The organism is Curtobacterium poinsettiae (assembly GCF_025677645.1).
GTDB classification, from domain to species: Bacteria; Actinomycetota; Actinomycetes; order Actinomycetales; family Microbacteriaceae; genus Curtobacterium; species Curtobacterium poinsettiae_A.
In genome coordinates this window covers 102,275-121,563 of the sequence record NZ_CP106879.1, presented here as the reverse complement: position 1 = coordinate 121,563, position 19,289 = coordinate 102,275, and the positions used below count along the sequence as shown (strand labels likewise).

20 protein-coding genes are annotated in these 19,289 nt (G+C 70.7%); 12 read left to right on the top strand and 8 right to left on the bottom strand.

Annotated features, from left to right (window positions below; genetic code table 11):
* Window positions 1–13 precede the first annotated feature (13 nt).
* Window positions 14–760, top strand: a complete 747-nt coding sequence (locus OE229_RS00630) for a phosphoglyceromutase (protein ID WP_262139252.1) — start codon at window positions 14–16, stop codon at window positions 758–760.
* A 93-nt stretch (window positions 761–853) separates the two neighbouring features.
* On the opposite strand, the gene OE229_RS00625 is transcribed toward OE229_RS00630, so the two are convergent.
* Together OE229_RS00625 and phoU are read right to left on the bottom strand one after the other, a co-directional pair.
* Window positions 854–1,402 (bottom strand): AAA family ATPase, encoded by a 549-nt coding sequence (locus OE229_RS00625; RefSeq protein ID WP_262139250.1) that lies wholly within the window; start codon window positions 1,400–1,402, stop codon window positions 854–856.
* A gap of 31 nt (window positions 1,403–1,433) precedes the next feature.
* Entirely contained in the window at window positions 1,434–2,102 is a 669-nt protein-coding gene (phoU, locus tag OE229_RS00620; RefSeq protein ID WP_027466613.1) for a phosphate signaling complex protein PhoU, read from the bottom strand.
* 146 nt (window positions 2,103–2,248) lie between these two features.
* On the opposite strand from phoU, the gene OE229_RS00615 reads away from it, so the two are divergent.
* Window positions 2,249–3,415, top strand: a complete 1,167-nt coding sequence (locus tag OE229_RS00615) for a sensor histidine kinase (RefSeq protein ID WP_182065337.1) — start codon at window positions 2,249–2,251, stop codon at window positions 3,413–3,415.
* Window positions 3,412–4,092 (top strand): response regulator transcription factor, encoded by a 681-nt coding sequence (locus tag OE229_RS00610; RefSeq protein ID WP_027466611.1) that lies wholly within the window; start codon window positions 3,412–3,414, stop codon window positions 4,090–4,092. Before OE229_RS00615 ends, OE229_RS00610 begins: the two co-directional genes overlap by 4 nt.
* A gap of 124 nt (window positions 4,093–4,216) precedes the next feature.
* On the opposite strand, the gene OE229_RS00605 is transcribed toward OE229_RS00610, so the two are convergent.
* The gene (locus OE229_RS00605; RefSeq protein WP_182065336.1) at window positions 4,217–4,873 is read right to left on the bottom strand and encodes a hypothetical protein; all 657 of its coding nucleotides are present in this window, start codon (window positions 4,871–4,873) and stop codon (window positions 4,217–4,219) included.
* 141 nt (window positions 4,874–5,014) lie between these two features.
* Here OE229_RS00605 and OE229_RS00600 point away from each other — a divergent pair, with 141 nt between their 5' ends.
* The 4 genes from OE229_RS00600 (at window position 5,015) to rlmB (ending at window position 9,266) form a co-directional block, all read left to right on the top strand.
* Window positions 5,015–5,497, top strand: a complete 483-nt coding sequence (locus OE229_RS00600) for a CarD family transcriptional regulator (protein WP_017888066.1) — start codon at window positions 5,015–5,017, stop codon at window positions 5,495–5,497.
* A gap of 61 nt (window positions 5,498–5,558) precedes the next feature.
* Entirely contained in the window at window positions 5,559–6,785 is a 1,227-nt protein-coding gene (gene ispD, locus OE229_RS00595) for a 2-C-methyl-D-erythritol 4-phosphate cytidylyltransferase (protein ID WP_262139249.1), read from the top strand.
* 32 nt (window positions 6,786–6,817) lie between these two features.
* Window positions 6,818–8,227, top strand: coding sequence for a cysteine--tRNA ligase (cysS, locus tag OE229_RS00590; RefSeq protein ID WP_209135291.1), 1,410 nt, complete (start codon window positions 6,818–6,820; stop codon window positions 8,225–8,227).
* A 28-nt stretch (window positions 8,228–8,255) separates the two neighbouring features.
* Window positions 8,256–9,266, top strand: coding sequence for a 23S rRNA (guanosine(2251)-2'-O)-methyltransferase RlmB (rlmB, locus tag OE229_RS00585; protein WP_182065333.1), 1,011 nt, complete (start codon window positions 8,256–8,258; stop codon window positions 9,264–9,266).
* Window positions 9,267–9,552: 286 nt separating this feature from the next.
* Here rlmB and OE229_RS00580 read toward each other — a convergent pair whose 3' ends face one another.
* Together OE229_RS00580 and OE229_RS00575 are read right to left on the bottom strand one after the other, a co-directional pair.
* Window positions 9,553–10,860 carry a DUF4032 domain-containing protein gene (locus OE229_RS00580; protein WP_182065332.1) on the bottom strand — a complete coding sequence of 436 codons (1,308 nt, stop codon included), beginning with the start codon at window positions 10,858–10,860 and terminating at the stop codon, window positions 9,553–9,555.
* Window positions 10,861–10,944: 84 nt separating this feature from the next.
* Window positions 10,945–12,045 (bottom strand): ABC transporter ATP-binding protein, encoded by a 1,101-nt coding sequence (locus OE229_RS00575; RefSeq protein WP_182065331.1) that lies wholly within the window; start codon window positions 12,043–12,045, stop codon window positions 10,945–10,947.
* 242 nt (window positions 12,046–12,287) lie between these two features.
* Here OE229_RS00575 and OE229_RS00570 point away from each other — a divergent pair, with 242 nt between their 5' ends.
* Window positions 12,288–13,220 (top strand): DsbA family protein, encoded by a 933-nt coding sequence (locus tag OE229_RS00570; RefSeq protein WP_262139247.1) that lies wholly within the window; start codon window positions 12,288–12,290, stop codon window positions 13,218–13,220.
* A 234-nt stretch (window positions 13,221–13,454) separates the two neighbouring features.
* Here the strand turns inward: OE229_RS00570 and ypfJ are convergent, their stop codons facing one another.
* The gene (gene ypfJ / locus OE229_RS00565; protein WP_262139246.1) at window positions 13,455–14,348 is read right to left on the bottom strand and encodes a KPN_02809 family neutral zinc metallopeptidase; all 894 of its coding nucleotides are present in this window, start codon (window positions 14,346–14,348) and stop codon (window positions 13,455–13,457) included.
* A gap of 114 nt (window positions 14,349–14,462) precedes the next feature.
* Between ypfJ and OE229_RS00560 the strand changes: the two genes are divergently transcribed.
* A complete protein-coding gene (locus OE229_RS00560; protein WP_262139244.1) occupies window positions 14,463–15,605 on the top strand; it encodes a glycerol dehydrogenase in 1,143 nt (380 codons plus the stop codon).
* Between the two features lie 19 nt (window positions 15,606–15,624).
* On the opposite strand, the gene OE229_RS00555 is transcribed toward OE229_RS00560, so the two are convergent.
* Window positions 15,625–16,428, bottom strand: coding sequence for an NAD(P)H-hydrate epimerase (locus OE229_RS00555; protein WP_262139242.1), 804 nt, complete (start codon window positions 16,426–16,428; stop codon window positions 15,625–15,627).
* Between OE229_RS00555 and OE229_RS00550 the strand changes: the two genes are divergently transcribed.
* Window positions 16,427–17,212 carry an alpha/beta fold hydrolase gene (locus OE229_RS00550; protein ID WP_071244025.1) on the top strand — a complete coding sequence of 262 codons (786 nt, stop codon included), beginning with the start codon at window positions 16,427–16,429 and terminating at the stop codon, window positions 17,210–17,212. The two genes, OE229_RS00555 and OE229_RS00550, sit on opposite strands and share 2 nt — an antisense overlap.
* Before the next feature lie 53 nt (window positions 17,213–17,265).
* Window positions 17,266–18,297, top strand: coding sequence for an aldo/keto reductase (locus tag OE229_RS00545; RefSeq protein WP_262139240.1), 1,032 nt, complete (start codon window positions 17,266–17,268; stop codon window positions 18,295–18,297).
* Between the two features lie 399 nt (window positions 18,298–18,696).
* On the opposite strand, the gene OE229_RS00540 is transcribed toward OE229_RS00545, so the two are convergent.
* Window positions 18,697–18,990: a helix-turn-helix domain-containing protein gene (locus OE229_RS00540; RefSeq protein ID WP_262139238.1), complete on the bottom strand. Its 294-nt coding sequence runs from the start codon at window positions 18,988–18,990 to the stop codon at window positions 18,697–18,699.
* A 121-nt stretch (window positions 18,991–19,111) separates the two neighbouring features.
* Here OE229_RS00540 and OE229_RS00535 point away from each other — a divergent pair, with 121 nt between their 5' ends.
* Window positions 19,112–19,264: a hypothetical protein gene (locus tag OE229_RS00535; protein ID WP_262139237.1), complete on the top strand. Its 153-nt coding sequence runs from the start codon at window positions 19,112–19,114 to the stop codon at window positions 19,262–19,264.
* The last annotated feature ends 25 nt before the right edge of the window (window positions 19,265–19,289 follow it).

Here is a 19,289-nt window from a genome sequence, read left to right as displayed (position 1 = left end):
TAGACTCGGAGGCATGACCTCCACGCTCGTCCTGCTCCGTCACGGCAACAGTGACTGGAACCAGAAGAACCTGTTCACCGGTTGGGTCGACGTCCGGCTCAGCGAGCTGGGCGAGAAGGAGGCGAAGCGCGCCGGCGGCCTCATCGCCGAGTCCGGCATCGTCCCCGACGTCCTGTACACCTCGCTCCTGACCCGGGCGATCCAGACGGCGGACATCGCGCTGCTGCAGGCCGACCTGGCCTGGCTGCCGGTGAAGCGCGACTGGCGCCTCAACGAGCGCCACTACGGCGACCTGCAGGGCAAGGACAAGGCCCAGACCCTCGCCGAGTACGGCGAGCAGCAGTTCATGGAGTGGCGCCGCTCGTTCGACGTCCCGCCGCCCCCCATCGCCGACGACGCCGAGTGGTCGCAGTTCGGTGACCGCCGCTACGCCGAACTCGGCGACCAGCTGCCCCGCACCGAGTCACTCAAGCTCGTGATCGACCGTCTGCTGCCGTACTGGGAGTCGGACATCACGAAGGACCTCGCCGCCGGCAAGACCGTGCTGGTGACGGCCCACGGCAACTCGCTGCGTGCGCTCGTGAAGCACCTCGACGGCATCTCCGACGACGACATCGCCGGCCTGAACATCCCGACGGGCATCCCGCTGGTGTACGAGCTCGACGACGACTTCCGTCCGACGAAGCCGGCGTACTACCTGGACCCCGAAGCCGCCGCTGCCGGCGCCGCCGCCGTGGCCGCCCAGGGCGCCAAGAAGTAGCACCCACGCGAACGACGAAGGCCGCAGTCCCGACGGGGCTGCGGCCTTCGCTGTGTCCGGGCGGGCGAGACCCGACCACGCGGAGTGTGACGGTCAGACGAAGTGCGACGCGATCTCCTGCACCAGACCCCCGACGTCGTAGGGCTTCGTCGTGTCGACCCGGATCACCGGGACGCCGGGCAGCCCGACGGGGCGGGCGTCCTCGCCGTGTTCGTCCCAGAAGGCCAGCACGTCGGCCAGGTCCCCGTGCACCTCGTGCCGCACCGGCACGGTGCCCGGTTCGTACCGGTCGCGCAGCCGCTGCTCGGCGGTGGCGCGGTCCGTGTCGCACCACACCTCGACGGCGCGAGGCGACCCGGCGGACGCGAGTCCGGCCTCCAGGCGGTCCCGGTCACGGGACGGCAGCCACACCGCGTCGAGGACGACCCCGTTCTCCACGGCCCGCGCCATGGACCACATCGTGTCCATCGCGATGCCACCGAGCGGACGCGAGGCGATCATCGGGCCGACGACGTCGGCGAGGGGCTCCTTGATGCGGTCCTTCGACAGGAACGGGCAGCCGAGCACCTCGGCGAGTGCCGCGCCGATGCTGCTCTTGCCGGAACCGGGCATGCCGTTGACGATGATCGCGACCTGGGCCATGCCACGATCCTCGCAGACCGATCGGGCCGGGTCAGACCGCCGCGGTCGAGGTGGACGCGCCGGTCCAGTCGCCGGTCGCCAGGTACTCGACCTTCTTCGCGATCGAGACCGCGTGGTCGGCGAAGCGCTCGTGGTAGCGAGAGGCCAGCGTGGCGTCGACGGTGTCGATCGGACCGCCCTTCCAGGCCTCGCCGAGCACGAAGTCGAAGACGCTGGCGTGCAGCTCGTCGACGGCGTCGTCTTCGTCGCGGATCTCGGCCGACAGCGCGATGTCCTCGGTGGCGAGCAGCCGCGTGAGCTTCTGCGCCATCGCGACGTCGTGCCGGCCCATCTCCTTGAAGGTGCTGCGCAGGCCCTTCGGCACGACCTTCTCGGGGAAGCGCTGGCGGGCGAGCTGCGCGATGTGCTCGGCCATGTCGCCCATGCGCTCGAGCGAGGAGCTGACGCGCAGGGCGGTGACGACGACGCGCAGGTCACGGGCAACCGGTGCCTGGCGGGCGAGGATGTCGATCGCGATCTCGTCGAGGCTGTTCGCAGCGAGGTCGATCTTCTCGTCGTCGGCGATCACCTCTTCGGCGAGGGCGACGTCGGAGTCGCTGAAGGCCTGGGTGGCTCGGGTGATGGCGGACTCGACGAGCCCGGCGATCTCGGTCAGTCGCTCCTGGACGTCCTGGAGTTCCTGCTGGAAGACTTCGCGCATGGGGGAGTACCTCTCTCTGCGTACCGGACGAGTGTCGTCAGCCCAGGTGAACGAACGGTGACGCGGGGCTGAACGCTTCGCGTTCTGGCCTTCCGCAGACGGTGAACGGTACCGGAACCCCGCATGACCATCCCTACACTGGCGGCATGGACAACGCGTGGCTCGTGCCACTGTCGATGCTCCTCGGCGGGGTCTTCGGCGCGGGCGTCGTGGTGCTGATCATCACCGCCGAGCGCACGGCACGTGCTGCCGACGTGGCGGAGCGGACCCTGCCGGACGGCGTCGCAGCGGTCATCGCGACGATGCACAACCCGGCGGTCGTCATCGACCCGTCGAACACCGTCGTCGCGGCATCCCCCCAGGCCCTCACCGCCGGGCTCGTCGTGCGCCGACGCCTGGTGCACCACGAGCTGCTCGAGCTCATCGACCGGGTGCGCAAGAGCGGGGAGATGGGGTCGGAGGACCTCGAGCTGCCGCGCGGCCGCCACGGGGAGCTCATCGGCTACCTCAGCTTCCGTGCCGCCCAGCTCGGCAACCGGTACGTCCTGCTCACGGCGGACGACCTGACCGAGAGCCGGCGCATCGACGAGGTCCGCCGCGACTTCGTCGCCAACATCTCGCACGAGCTGAAGACGCCGATCGGCGCCATCGGCCTGCTGTCCGAGACCCTCGTCCTGGCCGCCGACGACCCCGTGCACGTGAAGAAGTTCGCCGCGCAGCTCATCACCGAGTCCGAGCGGCTCGGGGCGCTGACGAAGGACATCATCGAGCTGTCCCGGCTGCAGTCGGTCGACGCCCTCGAGAACAGCGAGGAGACCGGCATCGACAAGATCGTGCAGGCTGCGATCGATGCGAACGAGGTCGTCGCCCGAGCCCGCTCGATCGAGATCATCCGCGCCAAGAAGTCGAAGCTGCGGGTGATGGGCGACCGGGGGCTGCTGCAGGTCGCGGTGTCGAACCTCATCGCCAACGCGGTGAAGTACTCGCCGGACAACACCCGCGTCGGCGTGGGCGTCCGGTCGTCGAAGGGATTCGTCGAGATCGCCGTCACCGACCAGGGCGTCGGCATCCCCGAGGCCGACCTCGACCGCGTCTTCGAACGGTTCTACCGTGTCGATCCCGCGCGGTCGCGCGCCACCGGGGGCACCGGCCTCGGGCTCGCGATCGTCAAGCACGTCGTCAGCAACCACGGTGGTGACGTGCGCGTCTGGTCGCAGCCCGGCAAGGGCTCGACCTTCACCATCCGTCTGCCCGAGGCAGATCCCGAACTGACCACAGCACTCGAAGAGCAACTGGAAGAGCAGCCATCGTGACCAAGATCCTCATCGTCGACGACGAGCCGGCCCTGAGCGAGCCCCTGGAGTTCCTGCTGCAGCGTGAGGGGTACGAGACCTCCGTCGCTGCCGACGGTGTGACCGCGCTGTCGAAGTTCGACGCGGAGAACCCCGACCTGGTGCTCCTCGACCTCATGCTGCCGGGCCTGAGCGGCACCGAGGTGTGCCGGCAGATCCGGACCCGCTCGAACGCACCGATCATCATGCTGACCGCGAAGGACTCGGAGGTGGACATCGTCGTCGGGCTCGAGCTCGGCGCCGACGACTACGTGACGAAGCCGTACTCGACCCGGGAGCTCCTCGCCCGGATCCGTGCCGTGCTCCGTCGCCGCACCGAGGACGACCCGGCGGACAGCGGCATCCTGCAGGTCGGTGGCATCCGCATGGACGTCGAGCGGCACACGGTGTCGGTCGACGGGTCCGAGACCCCGATGCCGCTCAAGGAGTTCGAGCTCCTCGAGCTGCTGCTCCGGAACGCCGGCCGAGTGCTGACCCGCGGGCAGCTCATCGACCGGGTGTGGGGTTCCGACTACTTCGGCGACACCAAGACCCTCGACGTGCACATCAAGCGCATCCGCTCGAAGATCGAGCGGGTCCCGTCGACCCCCGAGATCCTGGTGACGGTGCGCGGTCTCGGGTACCGCATCGAGGCCTGATGCAGACGGCCTGATGCAGACGGCCTGAGACGCACGGACAGGAGGCCCGGTGCGAGTCCGTGGGACTCGCACCGGGCCTCCTGTGCGAACGGTCCGGGCGCGGTGTCAGCCGCGCCCGTCGGGGTCAGTCGGTGCCGTTGTCGCCCTCGGACGAATCCGTCTGCGAGTCGGTCGGCTGCGTGCCGGGCACGGCCTCGCCGGTCGACTGTGCGCCGCTCTCGGACGGGGACGTCGAGGTGGGCGTCGGGGTCGGGCTCGGCGCGAGGGTCTGGTACTCCTCCTGCGAGCTCGTCAGCACCGGCACGTTGGCCGAGGTGCCCTCGGCGTCGGGGTAGCTGAAGTAGACCTTCACGAGCGAACCGGGCTCCGCATCCGCGTTGTCGAACACGATCGGCTCGGCGTCACCGGCGGTGGTGCCCTGCGTGGTGTCGCCCTCCTGCACGCTCGACTCGTCGTCGCTGCCCGCACCCGCGGCCATGGCGAGGTCGACGTGGGTGTTCGCCGGCACGTCGACGGTCTGGGTGTCGCCGCCGATCTCGATCGAGACGGTGTAGTCGTCCTGGTCGTCGTTGTTCACGAGCGTGCCGATGAAGCGGGCGCTCGCACCGTCGTCCGAGATCAGCAGGGCGTTCCGCACGTCGACCTTGCCGGTCGAGACGTCCACGCCGTCGGTGATCTGCTTGATGTCGACGGTGTGGGCCGGCGACATGAACTCGCACCCGGTGGCGCCGAGCGCGATGGTTGCCGCAACGGCGACGGACACGAGTACCCGAGGTCGCAAGAGATTCCTCCGTAAGTCACGATGGAGACCGGGCGGTCCCCGCGCCCATCCTAGCGATCACCGGGAGGGGTGAGCGTTGAGGGTCCCCTTACCGGAACGGCCCTTGTGGTAAACTGGACGTCTGGGAACGGAGCCTGATACATGCAATTCGAGGTCGGCGAGACCGTCGTCTACCCCCATCACGGGGCGGCAACCATCTCTGAAGTCAAGACTCGCGTCATCAAGGGCGAGGAAAAGGTCTACCTGAAACTGCGGGTGACGCAGGGTGACCTGACGATCGAGGTCCCGGCGGACAACGTCGACCTGGTCGGCGTCCGCGACGTGATCGGCAAGGAAGGACTCGACAAGGTCTTCGAGGTCCTCCGGGCGCCGTTCACGGAAGAGCCCACCAACTGGTCACGCCGCTACAAGGCGAACCTCGAGAAGCTCGCTTCCGGTGACGTCATCAAGGTGTCCGAGGTCGTCCGCGACCTCTGGCGGCGCGATCAGGACCGCGGGCTCTCCGCGGGTGAGAAGCGGATGCTGGCCAAGGCCCGGCAGATCCTGATCTCCGAGCTCGCGCTGGCCGAGAAGACCGACGAGGACAAGGCATCGACCGTCCTCGACGAGGTCCTGGCTTCCTGAGCCTGACGACAGCGCACTGAACGCGACAGCACGAACGACGACCGCACGGTTCCCCGAAGGGGTGGACCGGGCGGTCGTCGTCGTTGCGGCGGGCTCCGGCACCCGGCTCGGCATCGGGACCGCGAAGGCGTTCGTGCCCGTGGCCGGTTCGCTGATGCTCGCACGGGCGCTCGAACCCCTGTTCGCGTTGCCGTCGCCGACGCTCGTCGTCGTGGTCGCACCGGCGTCGCACCTGGACGAGTGTCGGCAGGTGGTCGGTTCCGTCGCGGGTGCGGCTGCCGCGTACACGGCCGTCGTCCCAGGAGGCACGGATCGCCACGGTTCCGTCGAGGCCGGCCTGGCCGTCCTGCCGGACTCCGTCACCACGGTGCTCGTGCACGACGCGGCGCGGTGCCTCACGCCCGCCGCACAGTTCTCGCGGGTGTTCGAGGCCGTCGCCGCCGGTGACGGTGCGGGTGTCGTGCCGGCGCTCCCCGTCACGGACACGGTGAAGCGGGTCGACGGTGACGTCGTCGTCGAGACCGTCGACCGTGCGGCGCTCGTCGGGGTGCAGACGCCGCAGGGCTTCCCGCTCGCGGCACTGCGGCAGGCCTACGCGGTGTCGTCGCAGTCCGAGACGGACGACGCCGGGGTGTTCCAAGCCGTCGGGGGCACCGTCCGGTTCGTGCCGGGTGACGCCGACGCCTTCAAGATCACGACGCCGTGGGACCTGGGCCGGGCCGAGTCGATCCTGCGGGCGCGGACCGAGGCTGGTGCTGGTGCTGGTGCTGGTGCGGCTGCCGGAGCGGCGGCCGGTGCCAACCCGGCGGACGCTGTCGCCGCGGTCCGCCTCGGGCTCGGCGTCGACGTGCACGCCTTCGACGACGCCTCGCCCTGCCGTGTCGGGCTGCTCGACTTCCCCGGCGAACCCGGCCTCTCCGGGCACAGCGACGGTGACGCGGTGGCGCACGCGGTGTGCGACGCCCTGCTCTCCGCCGGGGGCCTCGGCGACATCGGCGGACGCTTCGGCACCGCTGATCCGCAGTACGCCGGCGCCACGGGCGACGTGTTCGTCCGCGGCGCGGTCGCGCTGCTCGCGGACGCCGGGCTCGTGCCGGTGTCCGTCACCGTGCAGGTCATCGGCAACCGGCCGCGCATCGGTCGTCGCCGCGACGAGATGCAGGACGCCCTGTCCGCGGTCGTCGGCGCGCCCGTCGCCGTGTCCGGCACGACGACCGACGGGCTCGGGTTCACCGGCCGTGGCGACGGGCTCGCGGCGATCGCCACGGCACTCGTGCGTCCCTCCTGAAACCGCAGCCCCGCGCCGATTAGGGTTGAGGCGTGACCGTTCGCCTCTACGACTCCCGCGCCGCAGCCGTCGTCGACCTCGTGCCCCTGGTCGACGGACACGTGAGCGTCTACGTCTGTGGTCCGACGGTGCAGTCGTCGCCGCACATCGGGCACCTGCGGTCCGCGCTCGTCTACGACATCTGGCGCCGGTGGCTCACCCACCGCGGGTACCGGGTGACCCTGGTGCGCAACGTCACCGACATCGACGACAAGGTCCTCGACCTGGCCGCCGGCACGGACGAGGAGTGGTTCGCCCGCGCCTACCGGGTCGAGCTCGAGTTCACGGCCGCGTACAACGCCCTCGGCATCCTGCCCCCCACGTACGAACCGCGGGCCACGGCGAGCGTGCCGCAGATGCACGAGATCATCCAGCGCCTCATCGACCGCGGGCACGCCTACGCCGCCGACGACGGCTCGGGTGACGTCTACTTCGACACCGGCAGCTGGGCCGACTACGGAGCGCTCACCCGGCAGCGGCGCGAGGACATGGTCGAGGCCGCCGACGCCGATCCGCGTGGCAAGCGCGACGCCCGTGACTTCGCGCTCTGGAAAGGTGCGAAGCCCGGCGAGCCGTCGACGGCCAACTGGGACTCCCCGTGGGGCGCCGGCCGCCCGGGCTGGCACATCGAGTGCTCGGCGATGTCGCGCCGGTACCTCGGCCCCGCGTTCGACATCCACGGCGGCGGGCTCGACCTGCGCTTCCCGCACCACGAGAACGAGCTGGCGCAGTCCACGGCCGCCGGGGACCCGTTCGCGTCGTACTGGCTGCACAACGGGCTGGTGACGGTCGAGGGGCAGAAGATGTCGAAGTCGCTCGGCAACTCGATCTTCGCCGCGGACTTCCTCGGATCCGCCCGTCCCGCCGTCGTCCGCTACTTCCTCGGTGCCGCCCACTACCGCTCGTCGATCGACCACCACGAGGGGTCCCTGGCCGAGGCCGAGGCGGCGTACGACCGCATCGCCGGGTTCCTCGAGCGCGCCGAGACCCGGCTCGAGGGCGTCCACCTCGCCGACGCCCCGGCCGTGCCCGAGGCCTTCGCCGCAGCCATGGACGACGACCTCTCCGTGCCCCAGGCCTTGGCCGTGCTGCACGAGACCGTGCGCACCGGCAACGCCGCCCTGGACGCCGACGATGCGGAAACGCTCGGGACCGCGTACCATCAGGTGGCTGCGATGGTGGAGGTGCTCGGCATCGACCCGCGAGCCGCCCACTGGTCGGGCGGTGGCCACGACACCTCGGCAGGCCCGCTCGCCGCCCTCGTCGAACGCCTCGTGCAGGAGCGCGCGGACGCCAGGGCAGCACGGGACTTCACCGCGGCCGACCGCGTGCGCGACGACCTCGCCGCCGCGGGCATCACGATCGAGGACACGCCGTCCGGAACACGCTGGAGCATCGCCTGAACACGGCAGTGCCGAACAGGAGCTACGCATGAAGAACGTCTCGGGAAGCAAGAAGGGTCGGCCCGGCGCCGTCCGTTCCGGTCGGAAGGGCAACAAGCAGGTCGGCTCCGGCGGCCAGGGCGCACAGGCCCTCGAGGGTCGCAAGCCGACCCCGAAGGCCGAGGACCGTCCGTACCACCCCGCCGGCAAGCGCAAGGCCGCGAAGGACCGCTTCGAAGCGGCCAAGGGCCGTCACGGTTCCTCGAGCACCCCGCAGGGCCGCACGGGCCGTCCGCCGGCACGCAAGACCGACGACTCCGAGCTGGTGACCGGGCGCAACTCGGTGCTCGAGGCGCTCCGCACGAAGACCCCCTCGTCGACGCTCTACATCGCGTCCCGCATCGAGGTCGACGACCGCGTCAAGGAGATCCTGGCGCTCGCGAACCACCGCGGCGTGCCGATCATCGAGCTCATGCGTCCCGAGCTCGACCGCATCACCGGCCACGACAGCGTGCACCAGGGTGTCGCGCTCAAGGTGCCCGCGTACCAGTACGCCGTCGCCGAGGACATCGTCGAGCAGGCGTTCTCGCGTGACCAGGTGCCGCTGCTCGTCGCGCTCGACGGCATCACCGATCCGCGCAACCTCGGTGCGATCATCCGCTCGACCGCGGCCTTCGGCGGACACGGCGTCATCGTGCCGCAGCGACGTTCGGTCGGCGTGACGGCGTCGGCGTGGAAGACTTCGGCAGGTGCCGCGGCACGCACGCCCGTCGCGATGGCCCCGAACCTCACGCAGACCCTGAAGTCGCTCAAGTCGATGGGCCTGTTCGTCCTCGGCCTGGACGGCGACGGCGACGTCGAGCTCGACGGCCTCGAGCTCGCCGACCGGCCGATCGTGATCGTCGTCGGTTCCGAGGGCAAGGGCCTGTCGCGCCTGGTCACCGAGACCTGTGACGCCATCGTGTCGATCCCGATCTCGAGCGCCACCGAGTCCTTGAACGCCGGCATCGCCGCGAGCGTCACCCTGTGGGAGGTCGCGCGGCGCCGTCGCACCGCGTAGCCGCAGCACTTCGTGCGCAGGAATGGTCGCCTCCCCGAGCGGGAGGCGACCATTCCTGCTCACGGTGGCGCGCGGGGCTGGGCGTGACGGTCTGGAGGGCCGGTGCCGGTCTCCGGGACGCGGGCCGGGCCTCCAGGCGGTCGCGTTCTCGACCCCCGAACGGTCAGGACACGTCGGATGGTGTCCGCCGTGTGGTCACGAGTCGTCGCTGCGCGACGCCCCAAGCGACGGTCTGCGACCAGTCGGCGTCCACCCGGCGGGGTGTCGTGACCGAACGGGGACCGCGTCAGACCGTGGCGCGCCAGTCGTCGACGTCGTCGGACTCGTCGGACACGTCGTCGTCCAGCACCGGGATCGGCACGGTGATCGACGAGGTCGGCGGGTTGATGAGCAGGCGCTCGTCACGACGGTGTCGGAGCACGTCGTTGATGTAGGCGGTCGTGGCCTCGGGCAGTGAGACGGAGCGCTCCTCTTGCTGGGACATGAACCAGCGGTGCTCGAGCAGCTCGTGGAACACCTCGGCGGGTTCGAGCCGGCCGCGCAGGTCACGGGGGATCGAGCGGACGACGGGCTCGAAGACCCGTGAGACCCACTCGTGCGCCACCATCTCCTCGTCGAGTTCGTCACGGCCGTTCCGGGCGCGGTACGAGTCGAGGTCGTTGAGCAGGCGCCGGGCCTGGTTCTCGCCGGCGTCGAGCCCGGTGAGCCGCAGCAGTCGGCGCTGGTGGTGCCCGGCGTCGACGACCTTCGGCTGGATCCGGACCTGCGAGCCGCCCTCGGTCGTGTGGATCGAGAGCTCCTCGATGTCGAAGCCGAGCCCGTTCAGGCGCTCGACGCGGTCGTTGATGCGCCAGCGTTCCTTGATGTCGAACTGCTCGGTGCCGGTGAGCTCGGTCCAGAGCGTCCGGTACTGGGCCACGATGCGGTTCGAGACGTCGACGGGGTCGGCGTTCTCGTCGAGCCGGCCGCCGGCCTCGAGGTCGAGCAGCTCGCCGGCGATGTTCACGCGGGCGACCTCGAGGTCGTTCTCGCGCTGGCCGTTCGACAGCCCGCCGGGGTAGAGCTTGCCGGTCTCGGCGTCGACCAGGTACGCGGCGAAGGCTCCGGCATCGCGACGGAACAGCGTGTTCGACAGCGACACGTCGCCCCAGTAGAACCCGATGACGTGCAGGCGGACGAGCAGCAGCGCGAGGGCGTCGACCAGACGGGTGGCGGTCTCGGGGCGCAACGTCTGCGAGTAGAGCGCGCGGTAGGGCAGGGAGAACCGCAGGTGGCGGGTCACGAGCACGGGGTGCAGTGGTTCACCGTCGGCGTCGACGCGGTTCGTGATGACCGCGACCGGGTCCACGCACGGCACGTCCATGCGCTGCAGGGTCCGGAGCATCTCGTACTCGGACCGGGCGACCTCTTCGCCGGTCTCCTTCACCGCGGCGACGTACCCGCTCAGGTGCACGAACCGCACGAGGTGCCGCGAGATGCCCTTCGGCAGCGCGACGATCGTGTCGTCGGGCCAGTCGGCGAGCGGCAGGTCCCACGGCAGGTCGAGCAGGCCGGGGTCGACGGTGGCGGCGGTGATGGACATCGAGTCGGGCACGGTGGTTCCTCTGGTGTCGGGGACAGCCGAGAGCCCGCGTCCGCCCTTGTGAGGCGGGCGCGGGCTCTCGGGGGAGTGCGCTGGTTACGCGCTGACGACGGCCTTGTCGTCGAGGCGGTCGCCCGACTCGGTGTCGAAGGCGTGGACGTGGCCCTGCTTCGGCGTGACGACGATCGTGTCACCGATCGACGGGTGCGCACGGCCGTCGACACGGGCGACGATGTCGGCGCGCTGGCCGTTCACGTCGGCGTGACCGTAGAGGTAGCCGTCGGCGCCGAGCTCCTCGACGACGTCGACCGTGACGGGCAGGCCCTCGCCGGACTGCGACACGATGACGTCCTCGGGGCGGATGCCGACCGTGATCTGTGCGGCACGGGCGTTCGACAGGGTGTCGCGGTCGATCGCGTGGTTGAGCGTGCCGAACTTGATGCCGCCCTCGATGACGTCGGCGGGCAGCAGGTTCATGGCCGGCGAACCGATGAAGCCGGCGACGAACACGTTGTTCGGCTTCTCGTACAGGTCGCGCGGCGTGCCGACCTGCTGCAGGATGCCGTCCTTGAGCACCGCGATGCGGTCACCCATGGTGAGGGCCTCGGTCTGGTCGTGCGTGACGTAGACCGTGGTGACGCCGAGGCGACGCTGCAGCGACGCGATCTGCGTACGGGTCTGGACGCGGAGCTTGGCGTCGAGGTTCGACAGCGGCTCGTCCATGAGGAACACCTGCGGCTGACGGACGATCGCACGGCCCATCGCGACGCGCTGACGCTGACCACCGGAGAGCGCCTTCGGCTTGCGGCCGAGGTAGTCCTCGAGGTCCAGGAGCTTGGCGGCCTCCTGCACGCGGGTGGCGCGCTCTTCCTTGCCGACACCGGCGATCTTGAGCGCGAAGCCCATGTTCTCGGCGACGGTCATGTGCGGGTACAGCGCGTAGTTCTGGAACACCATCGCGATGTCGCGGTCCTTCGGCGGGACGTCCGTGACGTCGCGGTCGCCGATGCGGATCTGACCGGAGTTGACCTCTTCGAGGCCGGCCAGCATGCGGAGCGAGGTGGACTTGCCGCAGCCCGAGGGGCCGACGAGGACGAGGAACTCGCCGTCGGCGACGTCCAGGTCGAGGGAGTCGACCGCGGGACGGCTGCCTCCGGGGTAGAGACGGGTTGCCTTGTCATAGGTGACGGACGCCATGAGCGTTCGGTCCTTCCTTCACCGGCAGGTACGTGCCGGACGATCCGAGTGAAGCGGTGTGCCCGGAGGGGCCCCGGACAGTCGCCGTCGACTGTCGGTGTTCATACAACACGAGTTCACCCGGGCGCGCCAGTGTTTTCCCCGTGGTCGGCGGCTTCCCAGAGCGCCCCACTACAATCGCCGGGTCCGTCCGCCGAGCAGGGGAACGCCGAGCGGACACCGATCAGGAGGACGACGCACCGATGAACAACCGCCCCGAGGGTGCCGCCCGCGCCGCGCGGAACGAGCGCCGTGAAGCCGCCCGCCAGCGAGCCCAGCGTGCCCGGACCCAGCAGAAGCGACGCCAGCGTGGTGTCCGGCTCGGCCTGCAGATCGGGCTCGGGGTCGTGCTCCTCGCCGCCGCGACGATCGTCACGCTCGTGCTGGTCGACTCCGTGAAGCCCGCCGGCCCCGGCCCGTCGACCATGTCGCAGGGCGGCATCACCATCGGGCAGGGCCTGGAGCCGGTGACGGCAGCCGCGTCCGGATCGGCCTCCGCGTCGCCGAGCAGCGCCGCGACCGACGGCGCCGGCACCGTCCGGATCACCCTGTACGTCGACTACCTCTGCCCGGGCTGCGGTCAGTTCGAGCAGGCGAACGGCGACTACATCGAGGACCTGGTCGACTCCGGTGCAGCCACGGTCGACATCCACCCGGTCGCGATCCTGTCGAACCGCTCGCAGGGTACGAAGTACTCCCTCCGCGCCGCGAACGCCGCCGCCTGCGTGGCCGAGCACTCCCCGAACCAGTTCTACGCGGTGAACCAGGCGCTCTTCGCGAAGCAGCCGGAGGAGGGCACCCCGGGCCTGACGGACGCCGAGCTCACCGACGTCGTCACGGGCGTGCAGGGGCTGCAGGAACGCAGCGCCGTCCGGAGCTGCATCGCCGACCAGGACTACGCCAAGTGGGTGGACGAGCAGACGACGGCGGTGTCCGACGGCACGATCCCCGGGTCGACGCTCAAGGAGTTCCCCGGCACGCCGCTCGTGCTCGTGAACGGGCAGCGCTACGAGCTGACCTCCCCGGTCACGAACGACGACTTCCGCACCTTCGTGGTGACGGCCGCCGGGGCCACCGACGCCACCCCGACGCCCACGCCGAGCGCGTCCCCGTCGCCCACACCGACCAAGCGCTGACGTCCGGACGAGCGCTGACGTCCGGACGAGCGCTGACGTCCGGACGAGCGCTGACGCCTCGACGAGCGCTGACGCCTCGACGAGCGCCGATGTCCCGACGAGCGCCGACGCGCTGACCACGGACGGAAGGCCCGGTGCCAGCTGGCACCCCTCCCTCGCAGGCTCGGTCGGCGCGCCCCGCGCGACGCTCCGCGTCGCCGCTGAGCGGGTCGCGCCCGTCCGTCACCGGTGCGGCTAGAGGGCAGAACCCGGGATGCTCAGGGTGTCGCAGCTCGTCGCGCCCTGCTGGTAGCCCCGCAGGAACCAGCGCTGTCGCTGCTCGCTCGACCCGTGCGTGAACGAGTCCGGGTCGACGCGGCCGGTCGCACGCTCCTGGATGCTGTCGTCGCCCACGGCGCTCGCCGCGGACAGGGCGTCGGTGATCTGCGAGCGGGTGATCGGTTCGAAGAAGGTCTCGCCGTTCGCGTCCTCGGTGGTCGCGGCGTCGCCGACCCAGGCCCCGGCGTAGCAGTCCGCCTGCAGCTCGACGCGGACACTGCCCGACGAGGCACCCGCGCCGGAGCGGTCGGTGTTCGCGAACGACCCCTGCAACTGCTGCACGTGGTGGCCCCACTCGTGTGCGACGACGTACATCTGCGCGAGCGGACCGCCGGACGAGCCGTACTGCGACTGCAGGTCGTCGTAGAACGCGGTGTCCAGGAAGATCGCACGGTCCGGCGGGCAGTAGAACGGGCCGGTCGCGGCCGAGGCCTGCCCACACGAGGTGTCGGTGGAGTCCTGGAACAGGAAGAACTCCGGTGACGTGTACGAGATGCCGAGCGACCGCGCCTCGGAGGTCCAGTAGGCGTCGAGGGACTCGGCCGCGCCCTCCATCCGGCACTCGACGCGCAGGTTGGCGTCGCGGCCGGTCCGGCACTCGGGGGCGGCGTCGACCGACTCTCCGCCCTGCTGGATCGTCGTCAGGCCGTTGCCGCTACCGACGATCCCGCTCAGGTCGAAGCCGGTGAACTGCGCGATCAGGAACACCACGATGGCGCCGACGCCCACGGCACCTCCGCCGATCGCGGTGGTGCGACCCCGCCGCTTGACCTTGCCGCCCCGGAGTTGCGAGTCGTCGTTGAACGTCATGGTCCCGAACCTACCGATCGGCACCTCCCGATCAGCAGCCCCGCGTACCGTCGGCGGCGTCGGGCACCCCGACACCTGTCGTACACCTGTCGTACAACCGGAAGGAACCGCACGATGGCCACTCCCATCAGCACCGTGATGAGCCCCGCCCGCTACGTCCAGGGCAAGGACGCGATCACCCGCGTCGGCGAGTTCATCGCCCCGATCGGCAAGCGGCCCCTGATCGTCGCCGACGACGTGGTCTGGGGCATCGTCGAGACCGCCGTCTCCGAGAGCTTCCGGTCCGCCGACCTGGCCGTGGAGCGTGTCGGGTTCGGCCGCTTCGCCACCCCCGAAGCCGTCGACGAACTCGTCGAACAGATCCGCGCGAAGGACGCCGACGTCATCGTGGGGCTCGGCGGTGGCTCCGCGATCGACGCCGCGAAGGCCGCGGGACACCTGGCCGGCATCCGGTGGGCCAGCGTGCCGACTGCCGCGTCCACGGACGCCCCGACCTCGGCGCTCGCCGTGATCTACACCGCCGAGGGTGAGTTCATCGAGTACCGCTTCTTCCCGCACAACCCGGACCTCGTGCTCATCGACACCAGGCTCGTCGCCAACGCGCCGGTGCGGTTCCTGGTCGCGGGCATCGGCGACGCGCTGGCGACCTGGGTCGAGGCCCGTGCCGCGAAGCGCGCCAACGCCGACACCATGGCCGGCGGCCTGCAGACCCAGACCGGTGTCGCGCTCGCCGAGCTGTCGTGGAAGCTCCTGCACGAGAACGCCCTGCAGGCCATCGAGGCAGTCAAGGCCCGGGTCGTCACCCCGGCGCTCGAGAAGGTCGTCGAGGCGAACACGCTGCTGTCGGGCCTGGGCTTCGAGTCCGGTGGGCTCGCCGCCGCCCACGCGATCCACAACGGGCTGACCGCGGCTCCGCAGGCGCACGGCCTGGCGCACGGGCAGAAGGTGAACATCGGGACGATCGCGCAGCTGGTGCTCGAGGGTGCCCCGGCCGAGGAGATCGAGGACTTCGTCGTCTTCACCACGAAGGTCGGCCTGCCGAACACCCTCACCGAGATCGGCCTGACGGTGGACGACCGGGACGTGCTGCGCGCCGTGGCCGAGGCCGCGACGGTGGCGGGCGAGACCATCCACAACATGCCGTTCCCGGTGACGCCCGAGCTCGTGGTCGATGCCCTGGTCGCGATCGAGGGCATCGCACGCAGCGTCCGCGCCGAGCACGGTCTGCCGGAGCCCGTGCTGTACGAGCACCACTGACGCACGGACGTTCGAGGGGTCAGGTGCGGATCAGCGGCTCCATCGTCGCCAGGTCCGCACCGATCCCGACGTCGACGAGTTCGATCCGCCCGGCGAGGGTGGCGGCGGGTCCGGTCAGCAGGCCGGCCTTCACCCCGCCGAAGGTGACGGTGACGTCGGCGTGCAGGACGTGGTCGTCGGCGACCCCGCCCGTGTCCACGTCGACGCCGCTCGGCACGTCCACCGCGACGACGAACGGCGCACGCTGGTCGCGGGCGAGCTCGCGGATGGCGTCCACGACCTCTCGCGCGGGGGACCGCAGTGCGGTCGCGCCGTGCACCCCGATGCCGAGGATGCCGTCGAGCACGAGGTCGGCCTCGAGTGCCGCCTCGGTCGCGACGTCCGCCAGCCGCTCGCCGTCGCTCCGGCCGGCGGCCCGCAGGATGTCCGCCGCCCCGCCCGCGTTCGGTCCCGAGGCGCCGGACGGGCCGTCCAGCAGACGCGCGCCGGCGTCCAACGCCGCTGCCAGGCCGGCCTCGTGGACACGGGAACCGACGCGCAGGACCGTCACGTGCCTCCCGGCCGCTGCGAGGCGAGCACCGGCGAACAGCGCGTCACCGCCGTTGTCGCCGCTGCCGGCGAGCACGAGGACGGAACCCGGCCCGTCGACCGGCCGCACGGCCGGGTCGTCCAGCAGGTCGCCGACGATGCGAGCGAGCCCCTCGGCGGCCCGCTGCATCAGGGGTTCCCCCGCGTCGAGGTGGGGGCGTTCCGCCGCCCGGATCTGATCGCCGCCGTAGCCGTCCATGGCCACCACACTGCCCCGGTACGCTGGAGAGGACATGTCACTCGTCCCCGAAGCGCCCCGCCCCCGGTTCGTGATGTCGCCCGACGGGCTGCGACTCGCGACCTACGACTTCGGTGACCCGGACGCCCCGGCCGTCATCGCGGTGCACGGTTTCGCCTCCGGTGCGGTGCTCAACTGGCACGCTTCGGGCTGGACACGACACCTGGTCCGTGCCGGGTACCGGGTCCTGGCGCTCGACCAGCGCGGACACGGCGCGAGCGCGAAGCCGCACGACCCGGGTGCGTACTCGATGGACCTGCTCGTCGCCGACGTCACCACGGTCATCGACACGTACCTGCTCGACGACGTCGCGTTCCTGGGCTACTCGCTCGGCGCACGGGTCGGCTGGCACACCGCCGAGCGGCTGCCCGGCCGGATCTCGCGCGCGGTGTTCGGCGGGATCCCGGACGCCGACCCGATGCGTCGTGTCCGCGTCGACCAGGCGAAGGCGTACATCGCCGACGGCACCCCCATCGAGGACCGTGTCACCAACGGGTACCTGACGATGGCGGGCAACGTCGAGGGCAACGACCTCGGCGCGCTCGTGGCCATGGTTGAGGGGATGCGGAACAGCATCGAGCCGACCCCGGAGAACGCCCCGGCGCAGCCGCTCCTGATCGCCGCGGGCAGCGAGGACGGCATCCGGGACAGCGCGGTCCGGCTCGCCGAGGCCGCACCGGACGCCACGTTCTTCGAGATCCCGGGGCGCAACCACTTCAACGCCCCGACCTCGCGACCGTTCCGCGAGGCGGCGCTGCGGTTCCTGTCCGCCCCGCGCTGAGGGGTACTCGTGGGTCCCCTCGGTCGGACGGCACCGGGCGTACCGTCCCCGCCATGGACTACAGACTCCTCGGCAACAGCGGGACATCGGTGTCGACGCTGACCCTCGGCACCATGACGTTCGGCAGCGAAGCCGACGAACCCACCTCACACGCCATCCTCGACGCTTTCGTGGCCGCCGGTGGCACGCTCGTCGACACGGCGGACGTCTACTCCGGCAACGAGTCCGAGCGGATCATCGGCCGCTGGCTCGCAGCACACCCCACCGAGGCCGCGCAGGTCGTCCTCGCCACCAAGGGCCGGTTCCCGCAGGGCGACGGCCCGAACGACCTCGGCCTGTCCCGACGACACCTGCGCGTGGCCCTCGACGCCTCGCTCGAGCGGCTCGGCGTCGACCACATCGACCTGTACCAGATGCACGCGTGGGACGCCCTGACCCCCATCGACGAGACCCTGCGGTTCCTCGACGACGCCGTGTCCGCCGGCAAGATCGGCTCGTACGGGTTCTCGAACTACCTCGGCTACCAGGTCACCAAGGCCGTCTACGAGGCGAAGGCGCACGGCTGGGCACCGCCGGTCACCCTGCAGCCGCAGTACAACCTGCTCGTCCGCGACATCGAGCACGAGGTCGTCCCCGCCTGCCTCGACGCCGGCATCGGCCTGCTGCCCTGGTCCCCCCTGGCCGGCGGCTGGCTCTCCGGCAAGTACCAGCGCGACGAGGCCCCGTCCGGCGCCACCCGCCTGGGCGAGAACCCGCAGCGCGGCATGGAGGCCTGGGAAGCCCGCAACGGCGACGAGCGCACGTGGGAGGTGCTCGACGCCGTCTCCGAGGTCGCCGACGCCCACGACGCGTCGAAGTCGCAGGTCGCACTGGCCTGGCTGCTGTCCCGGCCCGCGGTCACGAGCGTGATCCTCGGCGTCCGCACCCTGTCGCAACTCGAGGACAACCTCGGCGCCGCGGACCTGGTGCTCACCGACGACGAACTCACCCGACTGACCGACGCCAGCGCTCCCCGCATCGACGACTACCCCTACGGCACCGCCGGCGTCGCGCAGCGAGAGCGGAAGATCACGGGCGGACGCTGAGCTGGCGGACGCTGAGCCGGCGGACGCTGAGCGGACAGGGCCGCTGCGCGTTCGTGCACATCGTGCGGATTCCCGCGGATGTGGGGTCAGGGTGTGGACGCCAAGGTCGGTGAGGTGTCATCCTCGTCGCACGACCGGCTGGTTACCGCGTCCAGCGCCCGGAACGCCCCCTGATCCGCGTTCCGTGTGCCGATGCCCCGGGCGAGACTTCGCCCGGGGCATCGCTTCGTGTGGGGCCGGCAGCGGGACTTGAACCCGCAACCCCCGTATTACCTGACGGAGCATTCCAGCTTCTTCCCCTAGATGGCGTCTTGCGCGCTCAACGGGGCTTTTCCTGCTCGTGGGGTTCCGGCAACTTCCGCCCTGTGGCAGCGAATCTGCGGGGTAAGTGCGGGTACGTCACTCCGTCGGGTGCGGCGGCTTCGGCGCGGGCCACTGGCTTCGGTACCCCGCCGCTTGCGGCCGTCCGACTCGCTTCCGACCCCTCGACTGCGGTGACTGCTTCCACGGATCGCGCGGCTCCGACAGGTATGCCCGCACCTCCGACGGCCAGAAGCGGTGCGCCCTGCCGACTCGGAACGAGGGAAACAGCAGGTCGTTGCCGAGTTCGCGGGCCTTCCACTCGGAGATGTTGAGCCACTTCGCGAGCTCCGGTACGTCGAGGGCGTGGCGGTCGTCCGGTGCGTCCTTCACGGGTGCAACGTACGCGCGCAGCTGCCGGCACGCGGGACGTCCAAGAGTTCGCGCATGTCTTCGACGCGCCTCCTCAGATCTGTCGATTGCCTGTCGGCGTTGAGGGGGCGACGATCGACGTGTGGAAGACCAGGGGCAACTCGCGTACTCGATCCAGGCGATCCGGCGAGGTGAGCTGGTGGCGAAGTACCCGGGGAGGAAGAAGGCGCTCATCCTGCGCGAGGAGGGGGAGCGATGGCTGCAGTCGCTCCCCGATGAGCCACGGCGGCTGTAGCCCTCCCTGTCTGAGGCTTCCGCTA

Excerpts from the sequence above, each read along its gene's own strand:
- ypfJ (WP_262139246.1), bottom strand. The coding sequence starts at position 14,348 with ATGACGTTCAACGACGACTCGCAACTCCGGGGCGGCAAGGTCAAGCGG.
- OE229_RS00630 (WP_262139252.1), top strand. The coding sequence starts at position 14 with ATGACCTCCACGCTCGTCCTGCTCCGTCACGGCAACAGTGACTGGAAC.
- OE229_RS00555 (WP_262139242.1), bottom strand. The coding sequence starts at position 16,428 with ATGTCCTCTCCAGCGTACCGGGGCAGTGTGGTGGCCATGGACGGCTAC.
- OE229_RS00545 (WP_262139240.1), top strand. The coding sequence starts at position 17,266 with ATGGACTACAGACTCCTCGGCAACAGCGGGACATCGGTGTCGACGCTG.
- OE229_RS00570 (WP_262139247.1), top strand. The coding sequence starts at position 12,288 with ATGAACAACCGCCCCGAGGGTGCCGCCCGCGCCGCGCGGAACGAGCGC.
- OE229_RS00550 (WP_071244025.1), top strand. The coding sequence starts at position 16,427 with ATGTCACTCGTCCCCGAAGCGCCCCGCCCCCGGTTCGTGATGTCGCCC.
- OE229_RS00615 (WP_182065337.1), top strand. The coding sequence starts at position 2,249 with ATGGACAACGCGTGGCTCGTGCCACTGTCGATGCTCCTCGGCGGGGTC.
- OE229_RS00575 (WP_182065331.1), bottom strand. The coding sequence starts at position 12,045 with ATGGCGTCCGTCACCTATGACAAGGCAACCCGTCTCTACCCCGGAGGC.
- OE229_RS00560 (WP_262139244.1), top strand. The coding sequence starts at position 14,463 with ATGGCCACTCCCATCAGCACCGTGATGAGCCCCGCCCGCTACGTCCAG.
- rlmB (WP_182065333.1), top strand. The coding sequence starts at position 8,256 with ATGAAGAACGTCTCGGGAAGCAAGAAGGGTCGGCCCGGCGCCGTCCGT.
- phoU (WP_027466613.1), bottom strand. The coding sequence starts at position 2,102 with ATGCGCGAAGTCTTCCAGCAGGAACTCCAGGACGTCCAGGAGCGACTG.
- OE229_RS00600 (WP_017888066.1), top strand. The coding sequence starts at position 5,015 with ATGCAATTCGAGGTCGGCGAGACCGTCGTCTACCCCCATCACGGGGCG.
- OE229_RS00625 (WP_262139250.1), bottom strand. The coding sequence starts at position 1,402 with ATGGCCCAGGTCGCGATCATCGTCAACGGCATGCCCGGTTCCGGCAAG.